Origin of the sequence: Kitasatospora sp. NPDC092039 (assembly GCF_044756065.1) — a bacterium.
Lineage (GTDB): Bacteria > Actinomycetota > Actinomycetes > Streptomycetales > Streptomycetaceae > Kitasatospora.
Genome location: NZ_JBIVSD010000002.1, coordinates 196,851 through 221,578 on the forward strand (window position 1 = coordinate 196,851; position 24,728 = coordinate 221,578).

The window sequence follows — 24,728 nt, forward strand, 5'->3', positions numbered from 1 at the left end:
CCCCGTCGCCTTTCGAGGCGGCGGGGGCTCGCCCCGTTCCGGCTGCCGGGTCAGACGGACTCGCCGGTCATCGCGGCGGCCAGCCGCAGGTGCGGGCGGGCCTCCGCGGCGCGGCCCTGGCGCTCCAGGGTGCGGCCGAGCATCAGCCGGGCGTAGTCCTCGGCCGGGTCGGCCTCCAGGATCCGCAGCAGTTCGGCCTCGGCGCGGCGCAGCTGCGCGGAGTGGAAGTAGCTGCGGGCCAGCAGCAGCCGGACGGAGAGGTTGGCCGGCTCCTCGGCCACCACGCCTTCGAGCATGCGGGCCGCGTCGGTGTACGCCTTGGACTCGAAGTAGAACTTCGCCATGCGGTACTCGTCGGCGGTGTTGTGGACGGCCATGGTGCTCCTTCCGGGCAGTTACTTGCCTCCTCAAGCAATCGGCAAGTTTCAACTATTCCGCACCGGCGAGGGGGCCGGTGCGGGCGGCACCGCGCGGGGGCCCGGCGCCGGTTCCGGGCCCTGCGCCGCCCCACCGCCGCCGAGCGCCCGGGTGACCGCCGCGTCCAGGTCCAGCAGGGCGCCGGCCTGGTAGCAGTCCTCGTACTCCTGGGCGGTCAGCCCGGCCAGGGCCCGCTCGGCGCACTCCTGGTGCGGACCGAAGAAGTTGCGCGAGCCCAGGAACGGGTTGCCGACCGTGCGCCAGATCCGGTGCGCCGCGCCCTGGAGCACCCGGGCCTCGCGCAGGTCGCCCACCGTGCCCGGGCCGGTCGGCTCGGTCTCCAGCAGCGCCAGCAGGTCGATGCCCAGCACGATGCCCAGCAGGTCGTGGAAGAGGTGGTTCAGCCGCACGCACTCCCGGGCCAGCGTGCGGGCGGGCTGCACCGCGCCGTCCAGCCAGTGCGAGTACGCCATCGCGTAGAGCACGTAGGCGTAGGCCCACTGCTCGCCGTGCTCCTCGCACAGCTCGCGGGCCTGGCCGAACCAGAGCTCGCCGCTGTCGAGGTCCCCCTGGAAGAGGTAGGCCAGGCCCAGCTCCAGCATGGCCATCACCACGTTGCTGTTGAGCTCGCCGATCGTCCGGTAGTGCCAGAGCGCCTCCTCGAACAGCTCGGCGGCCCGGTCGGGGTCGTCGCCGACCAGGGCGACGCAGCCCTGGCGGTGGACGGCGTAGGCCAGGGCCCGGTCGTCGCCGGTGTTCAGGGCCTGGCGGCGGCACTCCTCCAGCGCCGGGCGGGCGGTGCCGAGGTCGCCCTGGAGGGTGGCCATGTAGCCGGTCACCCAGAGCGCCTTGGCCCGGGCCTCGGTGGGCTCGCGGTCCAGGGCGAGCGCGCGGTCCAGCCAGTGCCGGCCCTCGCCGAGGTGGCCGCAGCCGACCCAGTAGAACCAGAGCGCCCCGGCCAGCAGCAGGGCGATCTGCTCCTCACCGGGCTCGGTGAGGCAGAACTCCAGCGCGGCGCGGAGGTTGCTGTGGGCGAGCTCCGTGCGCTCGGCGGTCTCCGCCTGCCGGGGGCCGAACCATTCGACCTCGCCCCAGGTGGCGACGCCGAGGTACCAGTCCCGGTGGCGGCGCAGCAGCCGGGGCTCCTCGCCGGCGGCGCGCAGCCACTGGCCGCCGTACTCGCGCAGGGTGTCCAGCAGCCGGAAGCGCACGCCGAAGGGGCTGTCCTCGCGGAGCACCACGGACTTGGCGACCAGCTCGTCGAGCAGGTCGAGCGTCTCCTCGGGCTCGATGCCCTCGCCGGCGCAGACGTACTCGGCGGCCTCCAGGTCGAAACCGCCGGCGAAGACCGACAGGCGGGCCCAGAGTAAACGTTCCTGCACCGTGCACAGCTCATGGCTCCAGCCGATCGTCGTGCGCAGCGTCCGGTGCCGGGGCAGGGCCGTCCGGGAGCCGCCGGTGAGCAGCCGGAAGCGGTCGTCGAGCCGGGCGGTGACCTGCTCCACCGACAGCGCGCGCAGCCGGCCGGCGGCCAGCTCCACGGCCAGCGGCAGGCCGTCCAGCCGGCGGCAGAGCAGCGCGACCGCCTCCGCGTTGGCCTCCGTCACCTCGAACGACGGCAGCACCGCCCGGGCCCGGTCGGCGAACAGCCGCACCGCGTCCGGCAGCGCGCCCGGGCGCGGTGGGGCGGTCGGCAGCGGGGCGAGGGTCAGCAGGTGCTCGCCCGAGGCCCGCAGGGCGGTGCGGCTGGTGGCCAGCAGCCGCAGGCCGGGCAGCGCCCGCAGCAGCGCGTCGGCCAGCTCGGCGCAGGCCTCCACCAGGTGCTCGCAGCCGTCCAGCACCAGCAGCGGGCACAGGCCGTCCAGCCGCTCGATCAGGACGTCCAGCGGCGGACGGGCGGTGCCGTCGGAGAGCCGCAGCGCCTCCAGGACGGCGTGGCCGAGCAGCAGCGGGTCCTGCACCGGGGCCACGTCCACCAGCCAGGTGCCGTCCGGGAACGCGTCGGCCGCCCGGGCCGCCGCGCGCAGGGCCAGCCGGCTCTTGCCCACGCCGCCCGGCCCGGTGACGGTCACCAGCCGGGCCGAGGCCAGCAGGCCGGCCAGTTCGGCCAGTTCGCCCCGCCGCCCGACGAAGCCGGTCACCTCGGCCGGCAGCCGTCCGGGCTCCGGCTCCCACGGCCCCGCCCCGGGCTCTCCGGGCTGTGCTCTCCAGTCCCCGGCCAAAGGCTGCTCCCCGTGCTCCAGGCCGGACCGTCGCGGTCCGGACGTGCGTCGGGCCGTACGGGCGACGGCCTGCCAGGCAGAACGAGGTGACCGGCCGCTCGGTTACGCGCACCGATCGCACACCCGACCGGATCGCCGGGCGGACAACCCGGTCCGGGAATCGGGCGTGGGCGCGATAGGGTTCCGTCTGAATAGTTGCAAGGCGAGGGAGCGCGCAAAGGTGTCCGTGGGAGAGCTGGCCGGATTGCTCGTCGCCGTGTTCTGGGCGGTCCTGGTCACCCTGCTCGCCGTGGTGCTGGTCCGCCTCTCGCGGGTGCTCAAGGAGGCCGCCGTCCTGGTCTCCGCGGTCACCGAGCAGGCCGTCCCGCTGCTGACCGACGCGGGCGCCGCCGTGCGCAGCGCCAACGAGCAGCTGGAGCGGGTGGACGAGATCACCGCCAACGTGCAGGACGCCGCCGCCAACGCCAACGCGCTCTCCTCCACCGTGGCCGCCACCCTGGGCGGACCGCTGGTGAAGGTCGCCGCGTTCAGCTACGGCGTGCGCAAGGCCGTCGCCCGGCAGCAGGGCGGCCTGCCGCCGGTGCCGGCGCAGGCGGGCGAGCGCGAGGAGCTGGCCCGGCTGGTCCGGGCCGAGGTGCGCGCCGCGACGGCGCCCAGGAACGGCCTGTTCTCCCGGGTCCGGCGCGCGGTGAGGGGCTGACGGCATGGTGCGACGCATCTTCTGGATGGCGGTCGGCGCCGGCGCCACCGTCTGGGCCATGAACAAGGCCAACGAGGCCGTGCACCGGCTCACCCCGGACAGCCTCTCCGGCACCGCCGCCCGTGGTGCCCTGCACCTGGGCGACCTGGCCAAGCAGTTCGCGCAGGACGTGAAGGCCGGCATGGCCGAGCGCGAGGAGCAGCTGAAGGACGACCTCGGGCTGCACGGCACCGCCGTGCTGGAGCCCCGCAGTGCCCGCGGGGTGCTGCGCGGCGAGCCGCAGTACCGAGCTATCTCGGCGGCGCCCGGTAGCCCGGCCGCCGCCCTGCCTCCGTCGTCCCGCACCCGCTCGGTACCCGACGGTGCCGGCACCACCCCCCAGACCACTGAAGAAACGCCCCGCCGCGCGCTGCCGCCGCGGGGCGGCACCCCGAACCGGAAGGACCACTAATGGAGTCGGCTGAGATCCGCCGCCGCTGGCTGCGCTTCTTCGAGGAGCGCGGCCACACCGTCGTTCCGTCGGCGTCCCTGGTCGCCGACGACCCCACCCTGCTGCTCGTCAACGCCGGCATGGTGCCGTTCAAGCCCTACTTCCTGGGCGAGGTCAAGCCGCAGTTCTCGCGCGCCACCAGCGTCCAGAAGTGCGTGCGCACCCTGGACATCGAGGAGGTCGGGAAGACCACCCGGCACGGCTCCTTCTTCCAGATGTGCGGCAACTTCTCCTTCGGCGACTACTTCAAGGAAGGAGCCATCAAGTTCGCGTGGGAGCTGCTCACCACTCCCGTCGCGGACGGCGGCTACGGCCTGGAGAAGGAGAAGCTCTGGATCACCGTCTACAAGGACGACGACGAGGCCGAGCAGATCTGGCGCGACGTCATCGGCGTGCCCTCGGAGCGCATCCAGCGCCTGGGCATGAAGGACAACTTCTGGTCGATGGGCGTCCCCGGCCCGTGCGGCCCGTGCTCGGAGATCAACTACGACCGCGGCCCCGCGTACGGCGAGGAGGGCGGCCCGGCCGTCAACGGCGAGCGCTACCTGGAGATCTGGAACCTGGTCTTCATGCAGTACGAGCGCGGCCACGGCGACGGCAAGGACGGCTTCGAGATCCTCGGCGACCTGCCGAGCAAGAACATCGACACCGGCCTCGGCCTGGAGCGCCTCGCCGCCATCCTGCAGGGCGTCGACAACCTCTTCGAGATCGACACCAGCCGGATGATCCTCGACCGCGCCGCCGAGCTCACCGGCCACACCTACGGCGCCGACCACAAGTCGGACGTCTCGCTGCGCGTGGTCACCGACCACATCCGCACCGCGCTGATGCTGATCGGCGACGGCGTCACCCCGGGCAACGAGGGCCGCGGCTACGTGCTGCGCCGCATCCTGCGCCGCGCCATCCGCAACATGCGCCTGCTGGGCGCCACCGGCGTGGTGGCCAAGGACCTCACGGACATCGCGATCAAGGCGATGGCCCCGCAGTACCCCGAGCTGGAGACCGACCGCAAGCGCATCGAGACGGTCGTCGTCGGCGAGGAGGCGGCCTTCCTGCAGACCCTGAAGGCCGGCACCAGCCTGCTGGACGCCGCGGTCACCGAGACCAAGCAGGCCGGCGGCGCCGTCCTCTCCGGCGACCAGGCCTTCAAGCTGCACGACACCTACGGCTTCCCGATCGACCTCACCCTGGAGATGGCCGAGGAGCAGGGCCTCCAGGTGGACGAGGCCGGCTTCCGCCGCCTGATGCAGGAGCAGCGGGACCGCGCCAAGGCGGACGCCAAGGCCAAGAAGATGGGCCACGCCGACGTCGCCGCGTACCGCGAGGTCGCCGACAAGTCCGGCGCCAGCGTCTTCACCGGCTACAGCCTCACCGAGGGCGAGGCCACCGTGGTCGGCCTGCTGGTGGACGGCGTCCCGGCGCCGGCCGCCTCCGAGGGCGACGAGGTCGAGATCATCCTCGACCGCACCCCGTTCTACGCCGAGGGCGGCGGCCAGCTCGCCGACCAGGGCCGGATCCGGCTGGAGTCCGGCGCGGTGGTGGAGATCCGCGACGTGCAGCAGCCCGTCCCGGGCGTCATCGTGCACTCCGGCGGGGTGCTGTTCGGCGAGGTCGTGCTGGGCGCCTCGGCGTACGCCACGATCGACACCGAGCGCCGCCGGGCGATCGCCCGCGCCCACTCGGCCACCCACCTGACCCACCAGGCGCTGCGCGACGCGCTCGGCCCGACGGCCGCCCAGGCCGGCTCCGAGAACGCCCCCGGCCGCTTCCGCTTCGACTTCGGTTCGCCCGCCGCCGTCCCCGGCAGCGTGCTGGTCGACGTCGAGCAGAAGATCAACGACGTGCTGGGCCGCGAGCTGGAGGTCAGCGCCGAGGTCATGACGATGGACCAGGCCCGCAAGGCCGGCGCCATCGCGATGTTCGGCGAGAAGTACGGCGACGAGGTCCGGGTCGTCACCATCGGCGACTTCTCCAAGGAGCTGTGCGGTGGCACCCACGTCGGCAACACCGCCCAGCTGGGCCTGGTGAAGCTGCTCGGCGAGTCCTCGATCGGCTCCGGCGTGCGCCGCGTCGAGGCGCTGGTCGGTACCGACGCGTACCGCTTCCTGGCCCGTGAGCACACCGTGGTCTCCCAGCTCACCGAGCTGGTCAAGGGCCGCCCGGAGGAGCTGCCGGAGAAGATCTCGGGCATGCTCGCCAAGCTCAAGGACGCCGAGAAGGAGATCGAGCGCTTCCGCGCCGAGAAGGTGCTGGCCGCCGCGGCGGGCCTGGCCGACTCGGCCGAGGACGTGCACGGCGTCGCCGTGGTCGCCGCGCAGGTCGCGGACGGCGTGGGCGCGGACGAGCTGCGCAAGCTGGTCCTGGACGTGCGCGGCCGCCTCGGCTCGCGCCCGGCCGTGGTCGCCGCCTTCACCGTGGCCAACGACCGTCCGCTGACCGTGATCGCCACCAACGAGGACGCCCGCGGCCGCGGCATCAAGGCCGGCGAGCTGGTCCGGACCGCGGCCAAGACCCTCGGCGGCGGCGGTGGCGGCAAGGACGACGTCGCCCAGGGCGGCGGCTCCAACCCGGCCGCGGTCGGCGAGGCCATCGCCGCGGTGCGCGGCCTGGTCGCGGAGCGCGCCAGCTGATGGAGCAGGAGGAGAGGCCCTTCCGGCGGGGGCGGCGGATCGCCGTCGACGTCGGGGACGCCCGGATCGGGGTCGCGTCCTGCGACCCCGACGGGGTGCTCGCCACGCCCGTGGAGACCGTCCCGGCCGGGGTGAAGTCGCAGGCCAGGATCGCCGCCATCGTCGACGAGTACGGCGCGATGGAGGTGATCGTCGGGCTGCCGCGCTCGCTCAGCGGCAAGGAGGGCCCGGCGGCGGAGAAGGTCCGGGCGTACGCGGCCCGGCTGGCGAACCGGCTCTACCCGGTGCCGGTGCGGCTGGTGGACGAGCGGATGTCGACCGTCACCGCGACCCACGGGCTGCGTGCCTCGGGGGTCAAGGCGAAGAAGGGCCGCTCGGTGGTCGACCAGGCCGCCGCGGTGGTGATCCTCCAGACCGCCCTTGAGTCCGAACGGGTGAGCGGACGCCCGCCCGGTGAGAGCGTCGAGGCGACCGGCTGACCGGTCTGATCTAACGTCCCGTTGAGGGGTCCGTGCGGACGCGTCCGCACGGACCCCTTCTTCGTTCGTTTCCGTGTCCGTTTTGGATCGATTCGCATCGATCCAGTCCGAACCGGAGAGGATCCGCACCGATCCGGGACCGCCGAGGGGGCGCGAGCCATGACCGACCAGGACTTCCACCCGGGGCTCACACCCGGACACCTGGGTGCGCCGGTGCTGGAGCCGGAGGGCCGTCCGCCGTCCGCGCCCCGCCCGCGCTCCGATGCGCCGGATCCGCACCGACGGCGCAACGGGCTGGCCTGCGGCCTCACCGCCTTCGCCCTGGTCGCGGTGTTCGGCGGGATCGGGCTGACCGGGTACACCTGGTTCCAGTCGCAGCGCAAACCCCCGGCCGCCGCCGACTTCGCCGGGCAGGGCACCGGCAGCGTGCAGGTCTCGGTGCCGGAGGGCGCCGGCCTCTCCCAGATCGCGTCCGCACTGGTCCGCAACGGGGTGGTGGCCAGCTCGCTGGCCTTCACCCGGGCGGCGAAGGGCAGTGCGGCGGCGGCCGGGCGGATCCAGCCCGGGACGTACACGCTCAAGCAGAAGATGTCGGCCGTGGCGGCGCTGGCGATCCTGATCGACCCGGCCAACGCCAACGGCCTGACCATCCCCGAGGGCTGGCGCGGCTACCAGATCTACGCGGCCATCGACAAGAAGCTGAACCTGCCCGAGGGCACCACCCAGAAGACCGCCCAGGAGCAGGGCGCCGAGCTCGGCCTGCCGGACTTCACCAACGGCAGCCCGGAGGGCTACCTGTTCCCGGCGACGTACAGCGTCACCGACGGCACCACCGCCTTCGACCTGCTGAAGCAGATGGTGGACCGGGCCGGCAAGGAGTTCGGCCGGGACGACGCCAACGTCGTCGCGCAGAACCTCGGGCAGACCCTGTACGGGCTGGTCACCGTGGCCAGCATGGTCCAGGGCGAGGCCGACAACACCGCGGACATGGGCAAGGTGGCCCGGGTGATCTACAACCGGCTGGCCAAGGGCATGCCCCTGCAGCTGGACTCCACGATCAACTACGCGCTCGGCCGGTCGACCCTGAACACCTCGGTGACCGACACCCGGCTGGACTCCCCGTACAACACCTACCTGCACCCCGGGCTGCCGCCGAGCCCGATCTCCAACCCCGGGCGGCAGGCGATCATGGCGGCGCTGGACCCGACGCCGGGGGACTGGCTGTACTTCGTCACCGTGAAGCCCGGGGACACCCGGTTCACCGACAGCTTCGACGTGCAGCAGCGCAACGTGGCGGAGTTCAACGCCAACCGGGCGGCGGCCAGGCAGAGCGCCTCGGCGTCCGCGCCGAGCTCCGGCCCGGCGGCCCCCGGGGCGGGGGCCGGTTCGCCTTCCGGCGCCGGTGCGGGGACGCCGTAGCGGTGGTGTGTGCCGTCGGTGAGACCGCTCACCGACGGTGCGTCCGCCCGGCCGGGGGTAAGGCTGCGGTACGGTAACGTCTCCCTCCAGGCGCTGCGCTAGCACGCCGGTTCGAGATTCAGCCGGGACCGCGTCGTCCCGGGACGGCCGGTTCGATCCTCCGGCCGTCACCGTCGGTTAAGGGGATCGATGACCGATCTGGGCGGGGGCTACGGCCCCCAGGGCGAGCCGTGGCACCCCGGTGATCCCGGGTACGACGGCCGACAGCCGGTCCCCGGCCAGCAGGACGGCCAGTGGCAGCAGCAGTACCCGCAGCAGGGCCAGCCGGCCCAGCAGCCGTACGGGGACGTGCAGCAGGGGTACGCGCAGCAGCAGATGACGCCGCAGATGCAGCAGCAGATGATGGCGCAGCAGCAGGGCTACCAGCAGCAGGCCCCCCAGCAGCAGGGTTACGTCCAGCAGGGCTACCCGCAGCAGATGTCGCAGCAGGGCTATCCCCAGCAGGGGTACGGGCAGCCGCAGCAGCAGGCTCAGCAGCCGATGCAGCAGGGGTACGCGCAGCATCAGCAGATGCCCCAGCAGCAGGCGCCGATGCAGCAGCAGGGGTACGAGCAGCAGGGGTACGAGCAGCAAGGCTACGAGCAGCAGGGTTTCCCCGGGGGCCAGCAGCAGGGCCAGGCGCAGCAGCAGGGCCAGGCCCCCCAGCAGCAGGCGCCGATGCAGCAGCAGGCGCCCCAGTCGCAATCGCCCCAGCAGCAAGCCCCGGGGCAGCGGAGCCGGCGCCGGCAGCCGGCCCCGGAGCCCGTGCCGGCCTCCGGCCCCGGCCCAGACGGGATCGACTGGGAGGCCGAGGCCGCCGCCCTGGAGGCCGGGGCCGACCCGGTCGCCGCCGCCCGCGAGGGTGCCAAGGACGAGTGGGACGGCCACGAGGACGGCCGCCACCAGGACGACGGCTACCTCGACGAGCACGCCGAGGCCGGGGACGCCGGCTTCCTCGGGGAGCAGGACGACTCCCGCGAGGCCCAGAAGAAGCGCAAGGAGAAGGGCAAGAAGTCGGGCCGCCGCAACGGCGGCGCCTGCCTGCTGGTCGCGCTGGTGCTGCTCGGCGCTATGGGCGGGGCCGGCTGGTGGGGCTACGGCTTCTACCAGGACCACTTCGGCCCGGCGCCGGACTTCACCGGCGAGGGCACCGGCTCCGTCCAGGTCGAGGTCAAGAAGGGCGCGGTCGGCGGGCAGATCGGCCTGGCGCTGAAGAACGCCGGCGTGGTCAAGAGCGTCGACGCGTTCTCCGAGGCCTGCAAGGCCGAGCCCAAGTGCGGCACCATCCAGTACGGCTACTACGGGCTGAAGAAGGAGATGCCGGCCGCCGCCGCGCTCAAGGAGCTGCTCGCCCAGGCGGGCGGCGCCGCGATCGTGGTCCCGGAGGGCAAGAACTCCACCGAGATCTACAACCTGATCGACACCAAGCTGAAGCTGCAGCCGGGCACCACGGCGGGCGTAGCCAAGGCCCAGGTGAACGAGCTCGGCCTGCCGCCGTACGCGAACGGCAACGTCGAGGGCTTCCTCTGGCCGACCCGCTACAACATCGCCGAGGGCATGAAGCCCGAGGACCTGCTCAAGCAGATGGTCAAGAACGCCACCGAGAAGTACGCCGGCCTGGACTCCCAGGCCGCCTCGGTGGGGCTGAAGACCGGCTACGAGGTGCTCATCGAGGCGAGCATCCTCCAGCGCGAGGGCAACAACGCCGGCGACTTCGCCAAGATGGCCAAGACCATCCAGAACCGGCTGGCCGCCGGCGGCGAGATCAACCACCGGCTCGGCATGGACACCACGCTCCAGTACTCGTTGGGCCGCAAGGACCTCAACAAGAAGGACATGGACGACGCGTCCAACAAGTACAACACCTACGTGAACCCGGGCCTGCCGCCCGGTCCGATCTCCAACCCCGGCGACGAGGCGCTCAACGCGGTGCTGCACCCGGCGGACGGCAAGTGGCTGTACTTCATCGCGATGTCCCCGACCAACACCCGGTTCGCCGAGACGAGCAAGGAGCACTACGCCAACGTCAAGGAGTACTGCCAGTCGGCCGGGCAGAACTTCGACGAGGCGCGCGGCCACTGCACCACCAAGTAGCCACGGCCGGAAGACAGTTCGCGGAGAGGCAGCGTTGACCAGCAAGCACCGGGCGGCCGTACTCGGCTCGCCGATCGCCCACTCGCTCTCGCCGGACCTGCACCGGGCCGCCTTCGCGGCGCTCGGGCTGGACGGCTGGCGCTACGACCGCTTCGAGGTGGACGAGGCCGGGCTGCCCGGGTTCGTCGCCGCCCTGGACGAGGCCGAGTGGGCCGGGCTGTCGCTCACCATGCCGCTGAAGCGGGCGGTCATCCCGCTGCTCGACGAGGTCAGCGCGACGGCCCGCTCGGTGGACGCGGTGAACACCGTGGTGTTCACCGCCGACGGCCGGCGCACCGGGGACAACACCGACGTCCCCGGGCTGGTCAACGCGCTGCGCGAGCGCGGCATCACCGAGGTGCCCGAGGCGGCCGTGCTGGGCGCCGGGGCCACCGCCTCCTCGGCGCTGGCCGCGCTGGCCCAGGTCTGCACCGGCGAGGTGACGGTCTACGTCCGCAGTGCCGAGCGGGCCCGGGAGATGGCCGAGCTGGGCGACCGGCTCGGCGTGGCCGTCCGCACCGCGGACTGGGAGCGCGGCGCCGAGGCGCTGGCCCGGCCGCTGACCGTCTCCACCACGCCGGTCGGCGCGACCGACGGCTTCGCCGACGCGCTGCCCGCCGAGCCGGGCGCGCTGTTCGACGTGCTCTACCACCCGTGGCCGACGGCTCTGGCCGCCGCCTGCGCCGGGCGCGGGGCGACCGTCCTGGGCGGGCTGGACCTGCTGGTGCACCAGGCCGTGCTGCAGAGCGAGGCCTTCACCGGGCGCAGGCCCGGGCCGCTGGCGGCGATGCGCGAGGCGGGGGAGAAGGCGCTCGCCGGGCACTGAGCCCCGGCACCCGGCCCAGGCGTACGGCTCCTGCCCGGCAGGTTCCCGGCAGCTTCCCGGCCGGATCGTGGCCGGTTGCCGTCCGTCACGCGGACTGTGCCCCCAGGTGCTGCTGGGGCATGAAAGGATTCAGGCACAAGGCACGCCCGGGCGGGCCCCGGCGGTGCCGAGGTCCGGTCCGCTGATGAAGGAGCTCCGTTGGGTACGTTGCGCTGGCTGACGGCGGGGGAGTCGCACGGCCCCGCACTCGTCGCGACGCTGGAAGGCCTGCCCGCCGGTGTACCGGTCACCACCGACGTGGTGGCCGACGCGCTGGCGCGCCGCCGGCTCGGTTACGGCCGCGGGGCGCGGATGAAGTTCGAGCAGGACGAGGTGACCTTCCTCGGCGGCGTCCGGCACGGTCTGACCATGGGCAGCCCGGTCGCGGTCATGGTCGGCAACACCGAGTGGCCGAAGTGGGAGCAGGTCATGTCGGCCGACCCGGTCGACCCCGAGGTGCTGGCGGGCCTGGCCCGCAACGAGGCGCTCACCCGCCCCCGGCCCGGCCACGCCGACCTGGCAGGCATGCAGAAGTACTCGATCGAGGAGGCCCGGCCGATCCTGGAGCGCGCCAGCGCCCGCGAGACGGCCGCCCGGGTCGCGCTGGGCGCCGTCGCCCGCGCGTACCTGCGCGAGGTGGCCGGGATCGAGATCGTCAGCCACGTGGTCGAGCTGGCCGCCGCCAAGGCGCCGGCCGGCGTGGTGCCGCTGCCCTCGGACGAGGCCCGGCTGGACGAGGACCCGGTGCGCTGCCTGGACGCCGACGCCTCGAAGGCGATGGTCGCCGAGATCGACCAGGCCCACAAGGACGGCGACACCCTGGGCGGCGTGGTCGAGGTGCTGGCGTACGGCGTGCCGGTGGGGCTCGGCTCGCACGTGCACTGGGACCGCCGGCTGGACGCCCGGCTGGCCGCCGCGCTGATGGGCATCCAGGCGATCAAGGGCGTCGAGGTCGGCGACGGCTTCGACCTGGCCCGGGTGCCGGGCTCCAAGGCCCACGACGAGATCGTCCCGACCGCCGAGGGCGTCAAGCGCACCTCCGGCCGCTCCGGCGGCACCGAGGGCGGCCTGTCCACCGGCGAGGTGCTGCGGGTGCGCGCCGCGATGAAGCCGATCGCCACCGTGCCGCGGGCGCTGCAGACCCTGGACGTGCGCACCGGCGAGCCGGCCAAGGCGCACCACCAGCGTTCGGACGTCTGCGCGGTGCCGGCCGCCGGCATCGTCGCCGAGGCGATGGTCGCGCTGGTGCTGGCGGACGCGGTGACCGAGAAGTTCGGCGGGGACCACGTCTCCGAGACCCGCCGCAACGTGCAGGGCTACCTCGACCACCTGATCATCCGATGACGACCCCCGTCGTGGTGCTGGTCGGCCCGCCCGGCAGTGGCAAGTCCACCGTCGGGCGGGTCCTGGCCGAGCGCCTGGGCGTCGGCTTCCGGGACACCGACGCCGACGTCGAGGCGACGGCCGGCAAGCCCGTCCCGGACATCTTCGTCGACGAGGGCGAGCCGCACTTCCGCGCGCTGGAGACGGCGGCCGTCCGCGCGGCCGCCGAGGGGCACGACGGGGTCCTGGCGCTCGGCGGCGGCGCGGTGACGGCCGAGGCCACCCGCGCGCTGCTGCGCGAGCTGCCGGTGGTCTTCCTGGAGGTCCCGCTCGCCGACGCGGTCAAGCGGGTCGGCCTGGACGCCCCGCGCCCGCTGCTGGCCGTCAACCCGCGGGCCCGCTGGCGGGAGCTGATGGAAGCCCGCCGCCCCCTCTACCTGGAGGTGGCCACCGCCGTGGTCGACACCGCCGGGCGCAGCCCGGAGCAGGTCGCGGACGCCGTACTGGAAGCACTGGAGCTGAAGACCCCCCATGACTGACACCACCGTCAGGATCCACGTCGGCGGCAGCGCCGGCCACGACCCGTACGACGTGCTGATCGGGCACCAGCTGCTCGGTGAGCTGGCGCCGCTGATCGGCGCCCGGGCCAAGCGGGTCGCGATCATCCACCCGGAGGCGCTGGCCGCCACCGCCGACGCGATCCGCGAGGACCTGCTCGGCGAGGGCTACGAGGCCATCGCGCTCCAGGTGCCCAACGCCGAGGACGCCAAGAGCGCCGAGGTCGCCGCGTACTGCTGGTCGGTGCTCGGGCAGACCGGCTTCACCCGCAGCGACGTCGTCGTCGGCCTCGGCGGCGGCGCCACCACCGACCTGGCCGGCTTCGTCGCCGCCACCTGGCTGCGCGGGGTCCGCTGGATCTCCATGCCCACCACGCTGCTCGGCATGGTCGACGCGGCCGTCGGCGGCAAGACCGGCATCAACATCGCCGAGGGCAAGAACATGGTCGGCGCCTTCCACCCGCCGGTGGGCGTGCTGGCCGACCTCGACACCCTGGAGACCGTGCCCCGGCACGACTACGTCTCCGGCCTGGCCGAGGTCATCAAGTGCGGCTTCATCGCCGACCCGGCCATCCTCGACCTGATCGAGGCCGACCCGGAGGGCGCCAAGACGCCGGCCGGCCCGCACACCGTCGAGCTGATCCGCCGGGCCATCCAGGTCAAGGCCGACGTGGTCTCCGGGGACCTCAAGGAGTCCGGGCGTCGCGAGATCCTCAACTACGGCCACACCCTCGGCCACGCCATCGAGCGCAACGAGCGGTACAAGTGGCGGCACGGCGCAGCGATCTCCATCGGCATGGTCTTCGCCGCCGAACTCGGCCGCCTGGCCGGGCGGTTGGACGACGAGACGGCCGACCGGCACCGCACCGTCCTGGCCTCGGTCGGCCTGCCGCTGAGCTACCGGGCGGACGCCTGGCCGAAGCTGCTGGACGCGATGAAGATCGACAAGAAGTCGCGCGGCGACCTTATCCGCTTCATCGTGCTGGACGGCCTGGGCAAGACGTCCGTGCTGGAGGGCCCCGACCCGTCGCTGCTGGTCGCCGCGTACGCGGAGGTCTCGGCGTGACCAGGGTGATGGTGCTCAACGGCCCCAACCTGGGCCGGCTGGGCAGCCGCGAGCCGGACGTCTACGGCGCCACCTCGTACGCCGGACTGGTCGAGCGCTGCACCGCGCTGGGCAGGGAGTTCGGCTTCGAGGTCGAGGTCCACGAGACCAACTCCGAGCAGCGGATGGTGGAGTGGCTGCACGAGGCGGCCGACGGGCGGGTACCGGTGGTGATCAACCCCGGTGCGTTCACGCACTACTCGTACGCGATGCGGGACGCGGCGGCCCAGCGCACCGCGCCGCTGATCGAGGTGCACATCTCCAACCCGTACGCCCGGGAGACCTTCCGGCACACCTCGGTGATCGCCGCGGTGGCCTCCGGCACCATCGCCGGTTTCGGGCTCGGCTCCTACGAGCTGGCGCTGCGCGCGCTGGCCGAGCAGCTCACCGCCCGCTGAGGGTACGGGCGGTGGCCCGGCGGCGGACTGTGCCCGCCGCCGGGCCGCCGTGTAGTGTCCCCGCTGAGAGGTGTCGGGAGGTGTCGTGACGCAGTACGCCGGAGGTGGGCAGGTCCCGCCGCGTCCTGTCGCCCCGCCGGTGCCGCCGGTGGGCGGTACCCGGGGGACGTCGTCGGGGGCGCCGGTCTCCCCTCCGTCTCCGCCGCCGGTCCGTCCGGCGCCCGCCGCCCCGGCGGCTCCCGGGCCCGCCGCCCGTCCGGCTCCGGCCCCCGCGGTCGCTCCGGCCGCGCCGGCCGGTCCGGTGCCGAGCGCACCGGTGCCCGCCGGGGGCACCGGGCACTTCGTGCTGCCGTCCGGCGCGCCCGTCCAGCTGCCCACCCACCCGCCGCAGCACCACGCGCCCGCCGGGCCGATCGCCGTCCTGCTGATCGGACCGGCCGGGGCGGGCAAGACCACCGTCGCCCGCCACTGGGCCGAGCGGCGGCCCGGCCCGACCGCGCACATCAGCCTGGACGACGTCCGCGAGTGGGTGCAGTCGGGCTTCGCCAACCCGCAGTCCGGCTGGAACAACGCCTCCGAGGCGCAGTACCGGCTGGCCCGCCGCACCTGCGGCTTCGCGTGCCGCAACTACCTGGCCAACGGCATCTCCTGCATCATCGACGACGCCGTCTTCCCGGACCGCCCGGCGATCGGCCTCGGCGGCTGGAAGCGCCACATCGGCCCCGGCATGATCCCGGTCGTGCTGCTGCCCAGCCTGGACTCGGTGCTGCGCCGCAACGCCCGGCGCAGCGGCAACCGCCGCCTCGGGGACGAGGAGGTGGCCCGCATCCACGGGCGGATGGCCGGCTGGTACAACTCCGGGCTGCCGATCATCGACAACTCCTACCTGGACGTCGCCGGGACGGCCGCCGAGCTGGACCGGGTCATCCTGGCCCGGCTGATGGGCGTCCCGGTCCGCTGACCAGCGGTGTCGCGGGGCTGTCGGTGCCGGCTGCGATGATGGACGGGTCCCTGTCGCCGCGCCCGGAGGAGCCGACGCCCGTGCCCGAAGGCCACATCATCCACCGCCTCGCCATCGAGAGCCGGACGGCCTTCGGCGGCCGCCCGGTGCGGGTCTCCAGCCCGCAGGGCCGGTTCGCCGACGAGGCCAAGGTGATCGACGGGCAACTGCTCACGGGAGCGGAGGCCACCGGCAAGCACCTGTTCCTCGGCTTCGAGGAGGGCGGCTGGGTGCACGTCCACCTCGGCCTGTACGGCGGGTTCACCTTCGGCACCGGCCCGGCGCCCGAGCCGGTCGGGCTGGTCCGGCTGAGGCTGGAGAACGAGGACGGCTACGCCGACCTGCGCGGTCCCAACACCTGCGCGCTCGTCACCGGGGAGCAGAAGGCCGCCGTCGCCGCCCGGCTGGGCCCCGACCCGCTGCGTGACGACGCCGACCCGGACACCGCCTGGCGCCGGATCTCGGGCAGCCGGACGACCGTCGCGGCGCTGCTGATGGACCAGAAGGTGCTGGCCGGGGTGGGCAACGTCTACCGGGCGGAGGTGCTGTTCCGGCACGGCATCGACCCGCACCGGGCCGGGCGCGACCTCACCCGCCGGGAGTGGGACGCGATCTGGGCCGACCTGGTCGCCCTGATGCGCGAGGGCGTCACGGCCGGCCGGATCGACACCGTCCGTCCCGAGCACACCCCGGAGGCGATGGGCCGCCCGCCGCGGGTGGACGACCACGGCGGCGAGGTGTACGTCTACCGGCGGGCCGCGATGCCCTGCCTGGTCTGCGGCACCGACGTGCGGACGGAGGAGCACGCCGCCCGCAACCTCTTCTGGTGCCCGGCCTGCCAGGCGGCCTGACCGGGCCCCGGCCCCGCCGGGCCGCCCGCGACGCGCCGCCGCGCGCCGACGCCGCCCCGTGTCGCATACGACCTTTCTGACCTGCGACGATGGGCGGCGTGCTCGCCGAGCAGCCTGCCCCTACCGGTACTGCCACGTGTGAACGTGCAGCGAAAGGAAGTCCCATGATCTTCATCACGGTCAAGTTCCCGGTCCGCCCCGAGCGCGTCGACGGCTGGCTCGACCTGGTCGACGAGTTCACCCGGGCCACCCGCGACGAGCCCGGCAACATCTTCTTCGAGTGGTCCCGCAGCGTCGAGGACCCCAACGAGTTCGTCCTGGTCGAGGCGTTCCGCGACGGCGACGCGGGCCGGGAGCACGTGGAGTCCGCGCACTTTGCCAAGGCCATGGAGGACCTGTCCTACGCGGTGGCCGCCAAGCCGCGGATCGTGTCGACCGAGATCCCCGGCATGGACGGCTGGGCGGAGATGGGCGAGATCACCCCCCGGTGACATCCGAGTGCCCCACCGGTGCGGCGCCCAGCCCGTAGGCTGGGGCCGACCGGCCGGAGGGAGCAGGCGGATGGAACGGCACGAGGTGGCCAACACCGTGTCAGGCGCCACGGTGGGCGGCCACCTGGTGCAGGCCGGGAACATCGGGACGCTCCACCTCCACCAGCCGCGGGAGGTGCCGAGGCCCCGTCAGGTGCGCGCGCCGCACGGCCCGTTCGTCAACCGCGAGCCGGAGATCGCCGCTCTGGCCGCCGCGCTGCGCCGGTTCGAGGAGGACGGGCTCGGGGTCGTGGTGTTCACCGGCCTCGGCGGGGTCGGGAAGACCGAACTGATCGCCAAGTTCACCGAGGACCACCGGGAGCACTTCCCGGGCGGGGACCTCTACGCCGACCTGAAGGCCTACCGGCACCAGGGCGGGGTGGACCTCCCCGAACTGCTGGCCGGCTTCCTGCGCGCCCTCGGCACCGAGCCCCCGGCTGTGGAGGCCGAGCGGTTCACGGCGTTCCGCACCGCCACCGCCGAGCGCCGGTGCCTGTTCTTCCTGGACAACGTCGAGCACGCCGCGGAGGTCCGCGCCCTGCTCCCGTCCGGCGGCCTGGTGGTGGTCGCGAGCCGGCGGCGGCTGCCCGCGCTGCGGGTGGACGGCGCGGAGGTGCGCCGGCTCGGGCCGCTGAGCGCGACGGCGGGCGCCGAGCTGGTGCGCGGCTGGGTCGGCTCCGGGCGGGGCACCGACGGGGAGCTGGCGGAACTGGTCGAGCTGTGCGGCGGGCTGCCGCTCGCGCTGAACGCGGTCGGCAGCCAGCTGCTGGACCGGGACAACCTGCCGGTCGGCCGGGTGGTGGCCGAACTGCACGACCGCGAGGGCAGGTTGGCGATGCTGGAGGACGAGGAGAGCGATCTCGGCGCGACCTACGACCTGGTCTACGAACGGCTGTCGGCTCAGGGCCGGGCGCTCTACCACCTGGTCGGCGTGCACCCCGGCCCCTTCGTGTCCGCCGAACTGGCGCGCGCGGTCGGCGTCGAGCGGGCCGAGCGGGCGATCGGGGAGCTGCGCGGCGCCCACCTGCTGGACGAGGTGGTGGACGGCGACCGCGAGGACCGCTTCCGGGCCCACGACGTAGTGCGGCTGCACGCCTACGGCCGGACCCGGGAGCTGCCGGACCGCGGGCCCCTCCTCGCCGGGGTCGTGGCGTACTACCGGGGCCGGGCGTCGGCCGCCGACCGCGCGCTGGCCGGGAAGCGCCTGCGCCTCCAGGACCCGAGCGGTGACGAGCTGCCCCGCTTCGCCTCCGGGGCCGCGGCCCTGGAGTGGCTGTACGCCGAGCGCGCCAACTTCCGCGCGGTGGTGGCGGAGGCGGCCGAGCAGGGCTGGCACGGCGAGGTGTGGCGGCTCTGCGAGTCGCTCTGGCCGCTCTACCACGGCCGCAAGCTCTACCAGGACTGGATCGCCACCCACCGGCTCGGCGTCGAGTCGGCCCAGTGGGACAACCGGCCGGCGGCCGTGGTGCGGATGCGCAACCAGCTCGCCCGCGCCCACGTCGACCGCGGCGAGTACCGGCTCGCCGCCGAGCAGTTGGCGCTCGCCACCGAGCAGGTGCCGCTGGTGACCGAGCGCCAGGTGGTGGGGGTGCTCTACGAGACGGACGGCCTGCTCTGCCTGGCCGACGGCCGCCCGGCCGACGCGGTGCAGCGGTTCACCCTGGCGCTGGCGGAGAACCGGGGCGACGACCACGGCGAGATCGTCCAGAGCTACAACCTGGCGCAGGCGCTGATCGCCGACGGCCGTCCGGAGCAGGCGCTGGCCCTGCTGGCCGAGGCCACGGCTCACGCCGGGCGGACCGGGGACGACGACATGCTGATGAAGCTGCCGCTGGTCCGCGCCCGGGCCCACCGGGCGCTCGGGCAGCTGGACCTCGCCGTCGCCCACGCGGACGACTGCGCCCGGCAGGCCAGGGAGCGCGGGCAGTACGCCAAGGAGGCGCAGGCGCACGCCCTGCTCGTCTCCCTCGCCGAGGAGCTGGACGACGCGGAGCTGGCCGAGCGCAGCCGGGTGCGGCTGCGGGAGCTGTCGGACTAGGGCCCCGGCGGCCAGGGCCGCGGTACGGCCTGAGGACCCGGTACGGCCAGGAACCGGTACGGCTAGGACCCGGTGCGGAACGACACCCGGGTGCGGTGCTCGCCGGTGCGGACGGTGAGCCCGTGCTCGGCGAGGCCGGCCGGCTCGCCGCCGTCGGCGAGCCAGGTGGCGACGGCGGAGCCGAGCAGCAGCGGGTCGATGCCGGGGTCGGGGCGGGCCCAGTCCGGTTCGGCGCGGGCCTCCAGCAGCAGGCCGGTGCGCAGCCGCAGCAGGTGGCGGGCCGGGCCGAGGGCGGCCACCGCGACGGCCAGGCCGGGGAGTTCGGCGGCGGTGTCGGCGAGCCAGCGGGTGGCCGGGCGTTCGGCGTGGGCCTCGGTGCGGGCGAGGACCTCGGCGGTGTAGCGCAGGGCGTCGCCCGGGTGCTCGTCGGTGAGGGCGTGGAAGCCGCGCGGGGGGTGGCCGTCCGGGGCGAAGGGGTAGCGCCGGAGGCTGACCTCGGTGCCGTCGCTGCTGCCCTCGACGTCGTACGCGGTGGGCCCCTCGGTGGGCGCGGGGAGCGGCCTGGGGTAGGGCGGCAGGGCCGGCTCCTCCCGGGGTTCGTCCAGTCCGTCCAGGAAGGAGTAGAGCAGCGGGCGCAGCAGCCGGGCGGACTCGCCGCGGTGGGCGAGCGAGCGGCCGGTGACGCCGCTCAGGCCGGCCGGGTCCTGGGCCAGGGCCAGTTCGAGCTGGGCGGCGAGGTCCCCGTCCGGGTCGAGGACGGGCGCGGCCTGGCCGAAGGCGTAGCCGGGGGAGCGCGGGTCGAGTTCGGCGGCGCCGGTGGCGACGAGCACGGTGGGGCGTTCCAGGGCGGCGCCGTAGACGGTGACCGAGCCGTGGTCGCCGATCACGCAGTCGGCGGCGACGAGCGCGGCCTGCCAGCCCTGGTGGGGCGGGATCAGGCGCAGGCCCATCCGGCGGGCGCCGTCGAGCAGCGCCTCGGGGTCGTGGCGGCTCCAGACGTTGGGGTGCAGGACGACGGCCACCGTGTACTCGTCGGCGGGGAGCCGGCGGACCAGCCGCTGGGGGAGGTCGGGGCGGCGGCCGAATAACGAGTGCTCGCTCCAGGTGGAGCTGACGACGACGAGCCGTCGGCCCCCGGTGGCGCCGAGCGCGGCGCGGTAGCCGTCGCGGGAGCGCCGGCTGCCGAGCATCCGGTCGAAGCACGGGTCGCCGACGACCCGGGCGACGTCCAGCGCCTCGGGGCAGGAGTCCCGCAGCCGGTCCAGCTGCTCGGGGTGGGAGAGGCCGAGGACGTCCACGAACACCCGTCCGCGATGGGTGAGTTCGTTGCGGGACAGGCCGGCGGCGGTGACCGTGTCGCCGGTCGACTCGGTGACCAGGCGGTTGTAGCCGGCGCCGTGCGGGAGGACGACGAGGCGGGCGTCCAGGCGGTGCATGGAGGAGTGGACGGCGCAGGCGACGGCCAGGTCGAAGCGGCGGCGGACGGCGTCCTCCCAGTCCAGCACGGTGAAGCCGGGCAGGCCGTGCAGGTACTCGTCCAGGGCGCGGTCGGCGAAGGCGGAGCCGGGGTTGACGGTGAAGTACCGCTCGATGCCGTCCGGGCTCAGCAGGGTGAGGACGTCCAGGACCCGGGTGGCCGAGGTGAGGGTGCGGGCGACCGCCAGCACGCGGGCCCTGACCGGGCGGGTGTTCCAGCGGTCGGCGGGCCAGACGTGGGGGTGGGACGGCACACCATGATCGTACTGGTCGGGCCCGGTCCCGGCCCGGGTTTCCGGGTGTCAGCCGGCGGCCGCGGTGGGCTCGTGGTGCTCGGCGGCGGTGCACTCGTCGAGGAGGGGGCGCATGGCCTCGTCCACGAGCCGGTAGCGCACCACCCGTCCGTCCCGGTCGCCGGTCACCACGCCGGCCGTGCGGAGCAGCCGCAGGGCCTGGGAGACGGCGGGGTCGCGCATGCCGGTGGCGACCGCGAGGTCGGTGACGGCGAGCGGGCCGGCCCGGTGGAGGGCGAGCAGCAGGGCGAGCCGCCCGGGGTCGGCGAGCAGCGAGAACCGCTCGGCCCAGGACCGGACGTGCGTGGGCTCGCCGATCGCGGCGATGGCCTCGCAGACCCGGTGCCCGTCGATGGTGCGGTGGCCCGCGCGGTCGGCCGGTACGAGATGCATGCGGACATTCTTGCAGGCGGCGTCCTGTGATCCTGGACACCTGCGCAGGTGCGCAGCCTTGCACCCGTGGGGCCCGGCCCCTACGGTGTTCCCCGCCGTGGTGCTCGGGAAGACCGGTGACGGATCCTCAGGGATCCCAGCCCGGAGCGGCCCTCGCCACTGTGATCGGGTCGTTCCTCCGCCCACGGAGGAACGTCGTCCGTACCCATGAAGCCACTGGGCGCCCCGCGCGCCTGGGAAGGCGGGTGCGGGCGTCCCGTCAGCCAGGAGACCGGCCACGGCATCTCACGAGGTTTTCCACGAGGTGCTGGAGCGTGATCCGCAGATGACCCTGCCCGAAACCGTCGCCACCGGGGCGAAGACGGCCCCCTCCGCGCTGCCGAGCTTCCGGTGGCGGCGCGAGGACACCATCCGTACGGCCGGGTTGATGGGGGTGATCCTGGCCATGCACGTGGTGGCCTTCGGGACGCTCGTCTTCCTGGTCGCACCCGAGCGGTACGCGGTCGGTACCCAGGTCTTCGGGGTGGGCCTGGGTATCACCGCGTACACCCTCGGCATGCGGCACGCCTTCGACGCCGACCACATCGCGGTGATCGACAACACCACCCGCAAGCTGATGGCGGACGGCAAGCGGCCGGTCTCGGTGGGCTTCTGGTTCGCCCTCGGGCACTCCTCGATGGTGGTCCTGATGGCCGCCCTGGTGGCGGGCGGCGCGCAGCTGGCGAACACGCTGATGGACGACGAGTCGGCCACCCACCAGTGGCTCGGCGTGGTCGGGACGACCACCTCGGGCGTCTTCCTCTACCTGATCGGCGCGCTCAACCTGGCGGCACTGCTCGGCATCCTGAAGGTGTTCCGGGCGATGCGGGCCGGGCAGTTCGACGAGCGGGAGCTGGAGGCGCACCTCGACTCGCGCGGCTTCATGGCCCGGGTGCTGAACCGGGCGACCCGGTCGATCACCCGGCCGGGGCAGATGTTCCCGGTGGGCATGGTGCTGGGCCTGGGCTTCGACACCGCGACCGAGGTCACCCTGATGGTGATGGCCGGCTCGGGCGCGGCCTCCGGGCTGCCCTGGTACGCGATCGTCTGCCTGCCGCTGCTGTTCGCGGCCGGGATGAGCCTGTTCGACACCCTGGACGGGACGTTCATGAACTTCGCGTACCAGTGGGCCTTCGCCAACCCGGTCCGGAAGGTGTACTACAACCTGACCATCACCGGTCTGTCGATCGCGGTGGCCTTCGTCATCGGCACCATCGAGCTGGTCGGGGTGCTGCACGAGAAGCTCGACCTGACCGACCCGGTCTCCGGGTTCGTCGCGGACATCTCGCTGGACAACGTCGGCTACGGCATCGCCGGGCTGTTCGTGCTGGTCTGGGCGATCGCGATCGGGTACTGGAAGCTCGCCCGGGTCGAGCAGCGCTGGACGCCGGGCCAGGAGGCCTGAGCGCCCGTCCCGCCGGTCGTCCCCGGGGCCTCGGCACGGCCCCGGGCGGGGGCGGGGCGCACGGCGCGCGCCCGGAGGTGACGGCGCGGTCGCGCGGGGGGCGCGCAGGGAGCACCGGGGGTTCTGCCGGGGGTGCTCGGCGGGCGCTTCGGGCCGGGGGTTCGTAGGCTCGACGCATGGCGGATGCGTACGCGGGGCGGCGGGAGCGGGTGAGGGAGCACTGCAGTGCGGCCGGGGCCGATGCGGCGCTGATCACCCGCGCGGCGAACGTGCGGTACCTGACGGGCTGCGCGCCCTGCGGGGCGAGCCTGCTGCTGACCAGGGAGCGCGCCCTGCTCGCGCTGCCGGACGACCTGCCGCCGGACGACTCCGGGGAGCACCTGATCGCTCCGGACGTCACCAGGCTGCCGGTGGCGGCCGGCTCGGACACCGCGCTGGCCGCCGCGACCGCCGCCGCGCGGTCCGGGGTGTCGGGCCTGGCGGTGGAGGAGCACGACCTGACCGTCACCCGGCACCGGGCGGTGGCCGGCCTGACCGAGGGGGCCCGGCTGGTGGACCTCGGCCAGACGGTCGAGCGGCTGCGGGTGGTCAAGGACGAGCGCGAGATCGCGGACCTGCGGATCGCCGCGGAGATCGCCGACCAGGCGCTGGGCGAGCTGCTGGAGTCGATCCTGGTCGGCCGCACCGAGCGGCACCTGGCGATGGAGCTGGAGCGCCGGATGATCGACCACGGCGCCGACCGGGCGGCCTTCCCGGTCTCGGTCGGCACCGGCAGCCACTCCGGCCAGGCCGCCCACCAGCCGACCGACCGCCGGGTGGAGGAGGGCGACTTCCTGACCGTGGTGATGGGCGCCCAGTACCGCGGCTACGGCGTCTCCACCGCCCGCACCTTCGTGATCGGCGCCGCGCCCGCGCCCTGGCAGGTGGAGCTGCACCGGCTGGTCTTCCGGGCCCAGCGGGCCGGGCGGGAGGCGCTCGGACCGGGCGTGGAGCAGTGCGTACCCGACCGGGCGGCCCGGCAGGTCCTGGAGGCGGCCGGCCACGCCGAAGCCTCCCCGCACCCGGTGGGCCACGGCATCGGGCTGGAGATGCGGGAGGCGCCGCGCCTCGGCCCGGCGGACATGGGTAAACTGGACAGCCGCGTGCCGGTCACCGTCGGCCCAGGGGTCCACCTCCCGGGCAAGGGCGGCGTCCGGATCGAGGACACGCTCGTCGTGCGCCCCCTCGAGGAGGGCGGGCCCGAGCTGCTCACCATCACCACCAAGGAGCTCCTCGCCCTGTGACCGCGGCCCCCCGGGGGGCCGCGGGCGGCAGGACGCAAACCCTTGGTTCCTTGACAGCTATACAGGAGTTAGTGCGCCCGTGGCTTCCACGAACGATCTCAAGAACGGCATGGTCCTCAAGCTGGAGGGCGGCAAGCTCTGGTCCGTCGTCGAGTTCCAGCACGTCAAGCCCGGCAAGGGCCCGGCCTTCGTGCGTACCAAGCTCAAGGAGGTCCTGACCGGCAAGGTCGTCGACAAGACCTTCAACGCGGGCACCAAGGTCGAGACCGCGAACGTCGACAAGCGCACCATGCAGTTCTCGTACAAGGACGGCGAGAACTTCGTGTTCATGGACATGACCACGTACGACCAGCTGACCATCGAGCCGGTCGTCGTCGGCGACGCGGCCAAGTACCTGCTGGAGGGCTTCGAGGCCACGGTCGCGCAGAACGAGGGCTCGGTCCTGTACATCGAGCTCCCGGCCGCCGTCGAGCTGGTCATCGCCGAGACCGAGCCGGGCGTCCAGGGCGACCGCTCCACCGGTGGCACCAAGCCGGCCACCCTGGAGACCGGTGCCGAGATCGCCGTCCCGCTCTTCGTCACCACCGGTGAGAAGGTCAAGGTCGACACCCGCGACGGCAGCTACCTCGGCCGGGTGAAGTAA

Annotated in this window: 22 protein-coding genes and 1 riboswitch; of the genes, 18 read left to right on the top strand and 4 right to left on the bottom strand. The window is 73.8% G+C overall.

The genetic code is table 11. The annotated features are described in order from the left end of the window. Window positions 1-50: 50 nt before the first annotated feature. On the bottom strand, window positions 51-377 hold the full coding sequence (locus tag ACIQI7_RS04260; protein WP_401104966.1) for a tetratricopeptide repeat protein: 327 nt from the start codon (window positions 375-377) through the stop codon (window positions 51-53). 48 nt (window positions 378-425) lie between these two features. Beyond that, on the bottom strand, window positions 426-2,639 hold the full coding sequence (locus ACIQI7_RS04265; RefSeq protein WP_401104969.1) for an ATP-binding protein: 2,214 nt from the start codon (window positions 2,637-2,639) through the stop codon (window positions 426-428). A gap of 220 nt (window positions 2,640-2,859) precedes the next feature. Here ACIQI7_RS04265 and ACIQI7_RS04270 point away from each other — a divergent pair, with 220 nt between their 5' ends. The 15 genes from ACIQI7_RS04270 (at window position 2,860) to ACIQI7_RS04340 (ending at window position 19,196) form a co-directional block, all read left to right on the top strand. Continuing rightward, window positions 2,860-3,339 carry a DUF948 domain-containing protein gene (locus tag ACIQI7_RS04270; protein ID WP_387750881.1) on the top strand — a complete coding sequence of 160 codons (480 nt, stop codon included), beginning with the start codon at window positions 2,860-2,862 and terminating at the stop codon, window positions 3,337-3,339. Window positions 3,340-3,343: 4 nt separating this feature from the next. Continuing rightward, window positions 3,344-3,790 (top strand): DUF6167 family protein, encoded by a 447-nt coding sequence (locus ACIQI7_RS04275; protein ID WP_401104973.1) that lies wholly within the window; start codon window positions 3,344-3,346, stop codon window positions 3,788-3,790. Beyond that, entirely contained in the window at window positions 3,790-6,459 is a 2,670-nt protein-coding gene (gene alaS / locus ACIQI7_RS04280) for an alanine--tRNA ligase (RefSeq protein WP_401104977.1), read from the top strand. The genes ACIQI7_RS04275 and alaS overlap by 1 nt, the downstream gene beginning before the upstream one ends. Further along, on the top strand, window positions 6,459-6,938 hold the full coding sequence (gene ruvX, locus ACIQI7_RS04285; RefSeq protein WP_363385052.1) for a Holliday junction resolvase RuvX: 480 nt from the start codon (window positions 6,459-6,461) through the stop codon (window positions 6,936-6,938). Before alaS ends, ruvX begins: the two co-directional genes overlap by 1 nt. A 159-nt stretch (window positions 6,939-7,097) precedes the next feature. Then, window positions 7,098-8,357, top strand: a complete 1,260-nt coding sequence (gene mltG / locus ACIQI7_RS04290; protein WP_401104980.1) for an endolytic transglycosylase MltG — start codon at window positions 7,098-7,100, stop codon at window positions 8,355-8,357. 189 nt (window positions 8,358-8,546) lie between these two features. After that, the gene (gene mltG / locus ACIQI7_RS04295; RefSeq protein ID WP_401104983.1) at window positions 8,547-10,490 is read left to right on the top strand and encodes an endolytic transglycosylase MltG; all 1,944 of its coding nucleotides are present in this window, start codon (window positions 8,547-8,549) and stop codon (window positions 10,488-10,490) included. 34 nt (window positions 10,491-10,524) lie between these two features. Beyond that, window positions 10,525-11,355 (top strand): shikimate dehydrogenase, encoded by an 831-nt coding sequence (locus ACIQI7_RS04300; RefSeq protein WP_401104984.1) that lies wholly within the window; start codon window positions 10,525-10,527, stop codon window positions 11,353-11,355. A gap of 198 nt (window positions 11,356-11,553) precedes the next feature. Beyond that, complete coding sequence (gene aroC, locus ACIQI7_RS04305) at window positions 11,554-12,738, top strand: chorismate synthase (RefSeq protein ID WP_387750896.1); 1,185 nt, start codon at window positions 11,554-11,556, stop codon at window positions 12,736-12,738. After that, window positions 12,735-13,256, top strand: coding sequence for a shikimate kinase (locus tag ACIQI7_RS04310; protein WP_401104988.1), 522 nt, complete (start codon window positions 12,735-12,737; stop codon window positions 13,254-13,256). Before aroC ends, ACIQI7_RS04310 begins: the two co-directional genes overlap by 4 nt. Further along, a complete protein-coding gene (gene aroB / locus ACIQI7_RS04315) occupies window positions 13,249-14,340 on the top strand; it encodes a 3-dehydroquinate synthase (RefSeq protein ID WP_387750901.1) in 1,092 nt (363 codons plus the stop codon). The genes ACIQI7_RS04310 and aroB overlap by 8 nt, the downstream gene beginning before the upstream one ends. Before the next feature lie 8 nt (window positions 14,341-14,348). After that, window positions 14,349-14,777 carry a type II 3-dehydroquinate dehydratase gene (gene aroQ, locus ACIQI7_RS04320; RefSeq protein WP_387751916.1) on the top strand — a complete coding sequence of 143 codons (429 nt, stop codon included), beginning with the start codon at window positions 14,349-14,351 and terminating at the stop codon, window positions 14,775-14,777. Window positions 14,778-14,862: 85 nt separating this feature from the next. Beyond that, window positions 14,863-15,738, top strand: coding sequence for an AAA family ATPase (locus ACIQI7_RS04325; RefSeq protein ID WP_401104991.1), 876 nt, complete (start codon window positions 14,863-14,865; stop codon window positions 15,736-15,738). Between the two features lie 80 nt (window positions 15,739-15,818). Further along, on the top strand, window positions 15,819-16,628 hold the full coding sequence (locus tag ACIQI7_RS04330; protein ID WP_401104994.1) for an Fpg/Nei family DNA glycosylase: 810 nt from the start codon (window positions 15,819-15,821) through the stop codon (window positions 16,626-16,628). Window positions 16,629-16,792: 164 nt separating this feature from the next. After that, on the top strand, window positions 16,793-17,119 hold the full coding sequence (locus ACIQI7_RS04335) for a putative quinol monooxygenase (protein ID WP_387750909.1): 327 nt from the start codon (window positions 16,793-16,795) through the stop codon (window positions 17,117-17,119). Between the two features lie 70 nt (window positions 17,120-17,189). After that, on the top strand, window positions 17,190-19,196 hold the full coding sequence (locus tag ACIQI7_RS04340) for an AAA family ATPase (protein ID WP_401104997.1): 2,007 nt from the start codon (window positions 17,190-17,192) through the stop codon (window positions 19,194-19,196). 62 nt (window positions 19,197-19,258) lie between these two features. Here the strand turns inward: ACIQI7_RS04340 and ACIQI7_RS04345 are convergent, their stop codons facing one another. Next, on the bottom strand, window positions 19,259-20,926 hold the full coding sequence (locus tag ACIQI7_RS04345) for a hypothetical protein (protein WP_401104998.1): 1,668 nt from the start codon (window positions 20,924-20,926) through the stop codon (window positions 19,259-19,261). Between the two features lie 48 nt (window positions 20,927-20,974). Continuing rightward, window positions 20,975-21,358, bottom strand: coding sequence for an ArsR/SmtB family transcription factor (locus ACIQI7_RS04350; RefSeq protein WP_401105001.1), 384 nt, complete (start codon window positions 21,356-21,358; stop codon window positions 20,975-20,977). Window positions 21,359-21,439: 81 nt separating this feature from the next. Then, a riboswitch (cobalamin riboswitch) is annotated at window positions 21,440-21,653 on the top strand. Between the two features lie 30 nt (window positions 21,654-21,683). On the opposite strand from ACIQI7_RS04350, the gene ACIQI7_RS04355 reads away from it, so the two are divergent. The 3 genes from ACIQI7_RS04355 to efp all read left to right on the top strand — a co-directional run bounded on the left by ACIQI7_RS04355 (window position 21,684) and on the right by efp (window position 24,728). Continuing rightward, the gene (locus tag ACIQI7_RS04355; RefSeq protein WP_401105004.1) at window positions 21,684-22,802 is read left to right on the top strand and encodes a HoxN/HupN/NixA family nickel/cobalt transporter; all 1,119 of its coding nucleotides are present in this window, start codon (window positions 21,684-21,686) and stop codon (window positions 22,800-22,802) included. A gap of 176 nt (window positions 22,803-22,978) precedes the next feature. Next, window positions 22,979-24,085 (top strand): M24 family metallopeptidase, encoded by a 1,107-nt coding sequence (locus ACIQI7_RS04360; protein WP_387750926.1) that lies wholly within the window; start codon window positions 22,979-22,981, stop codon window positions 24,083-24,085. Window positions 24,086-24,164: 79 nt separating this feature from the next. Then, on the top strand, window positions 24,165-24,728 hold the full coding sequence (efp, locus tag ACIQI7_RS04365; protein WP_401105007.1) for an elongation factor P: 564 nt from the start codon (window positions 24,165-24,167) through the stop codon (window positions 24,726-24,728).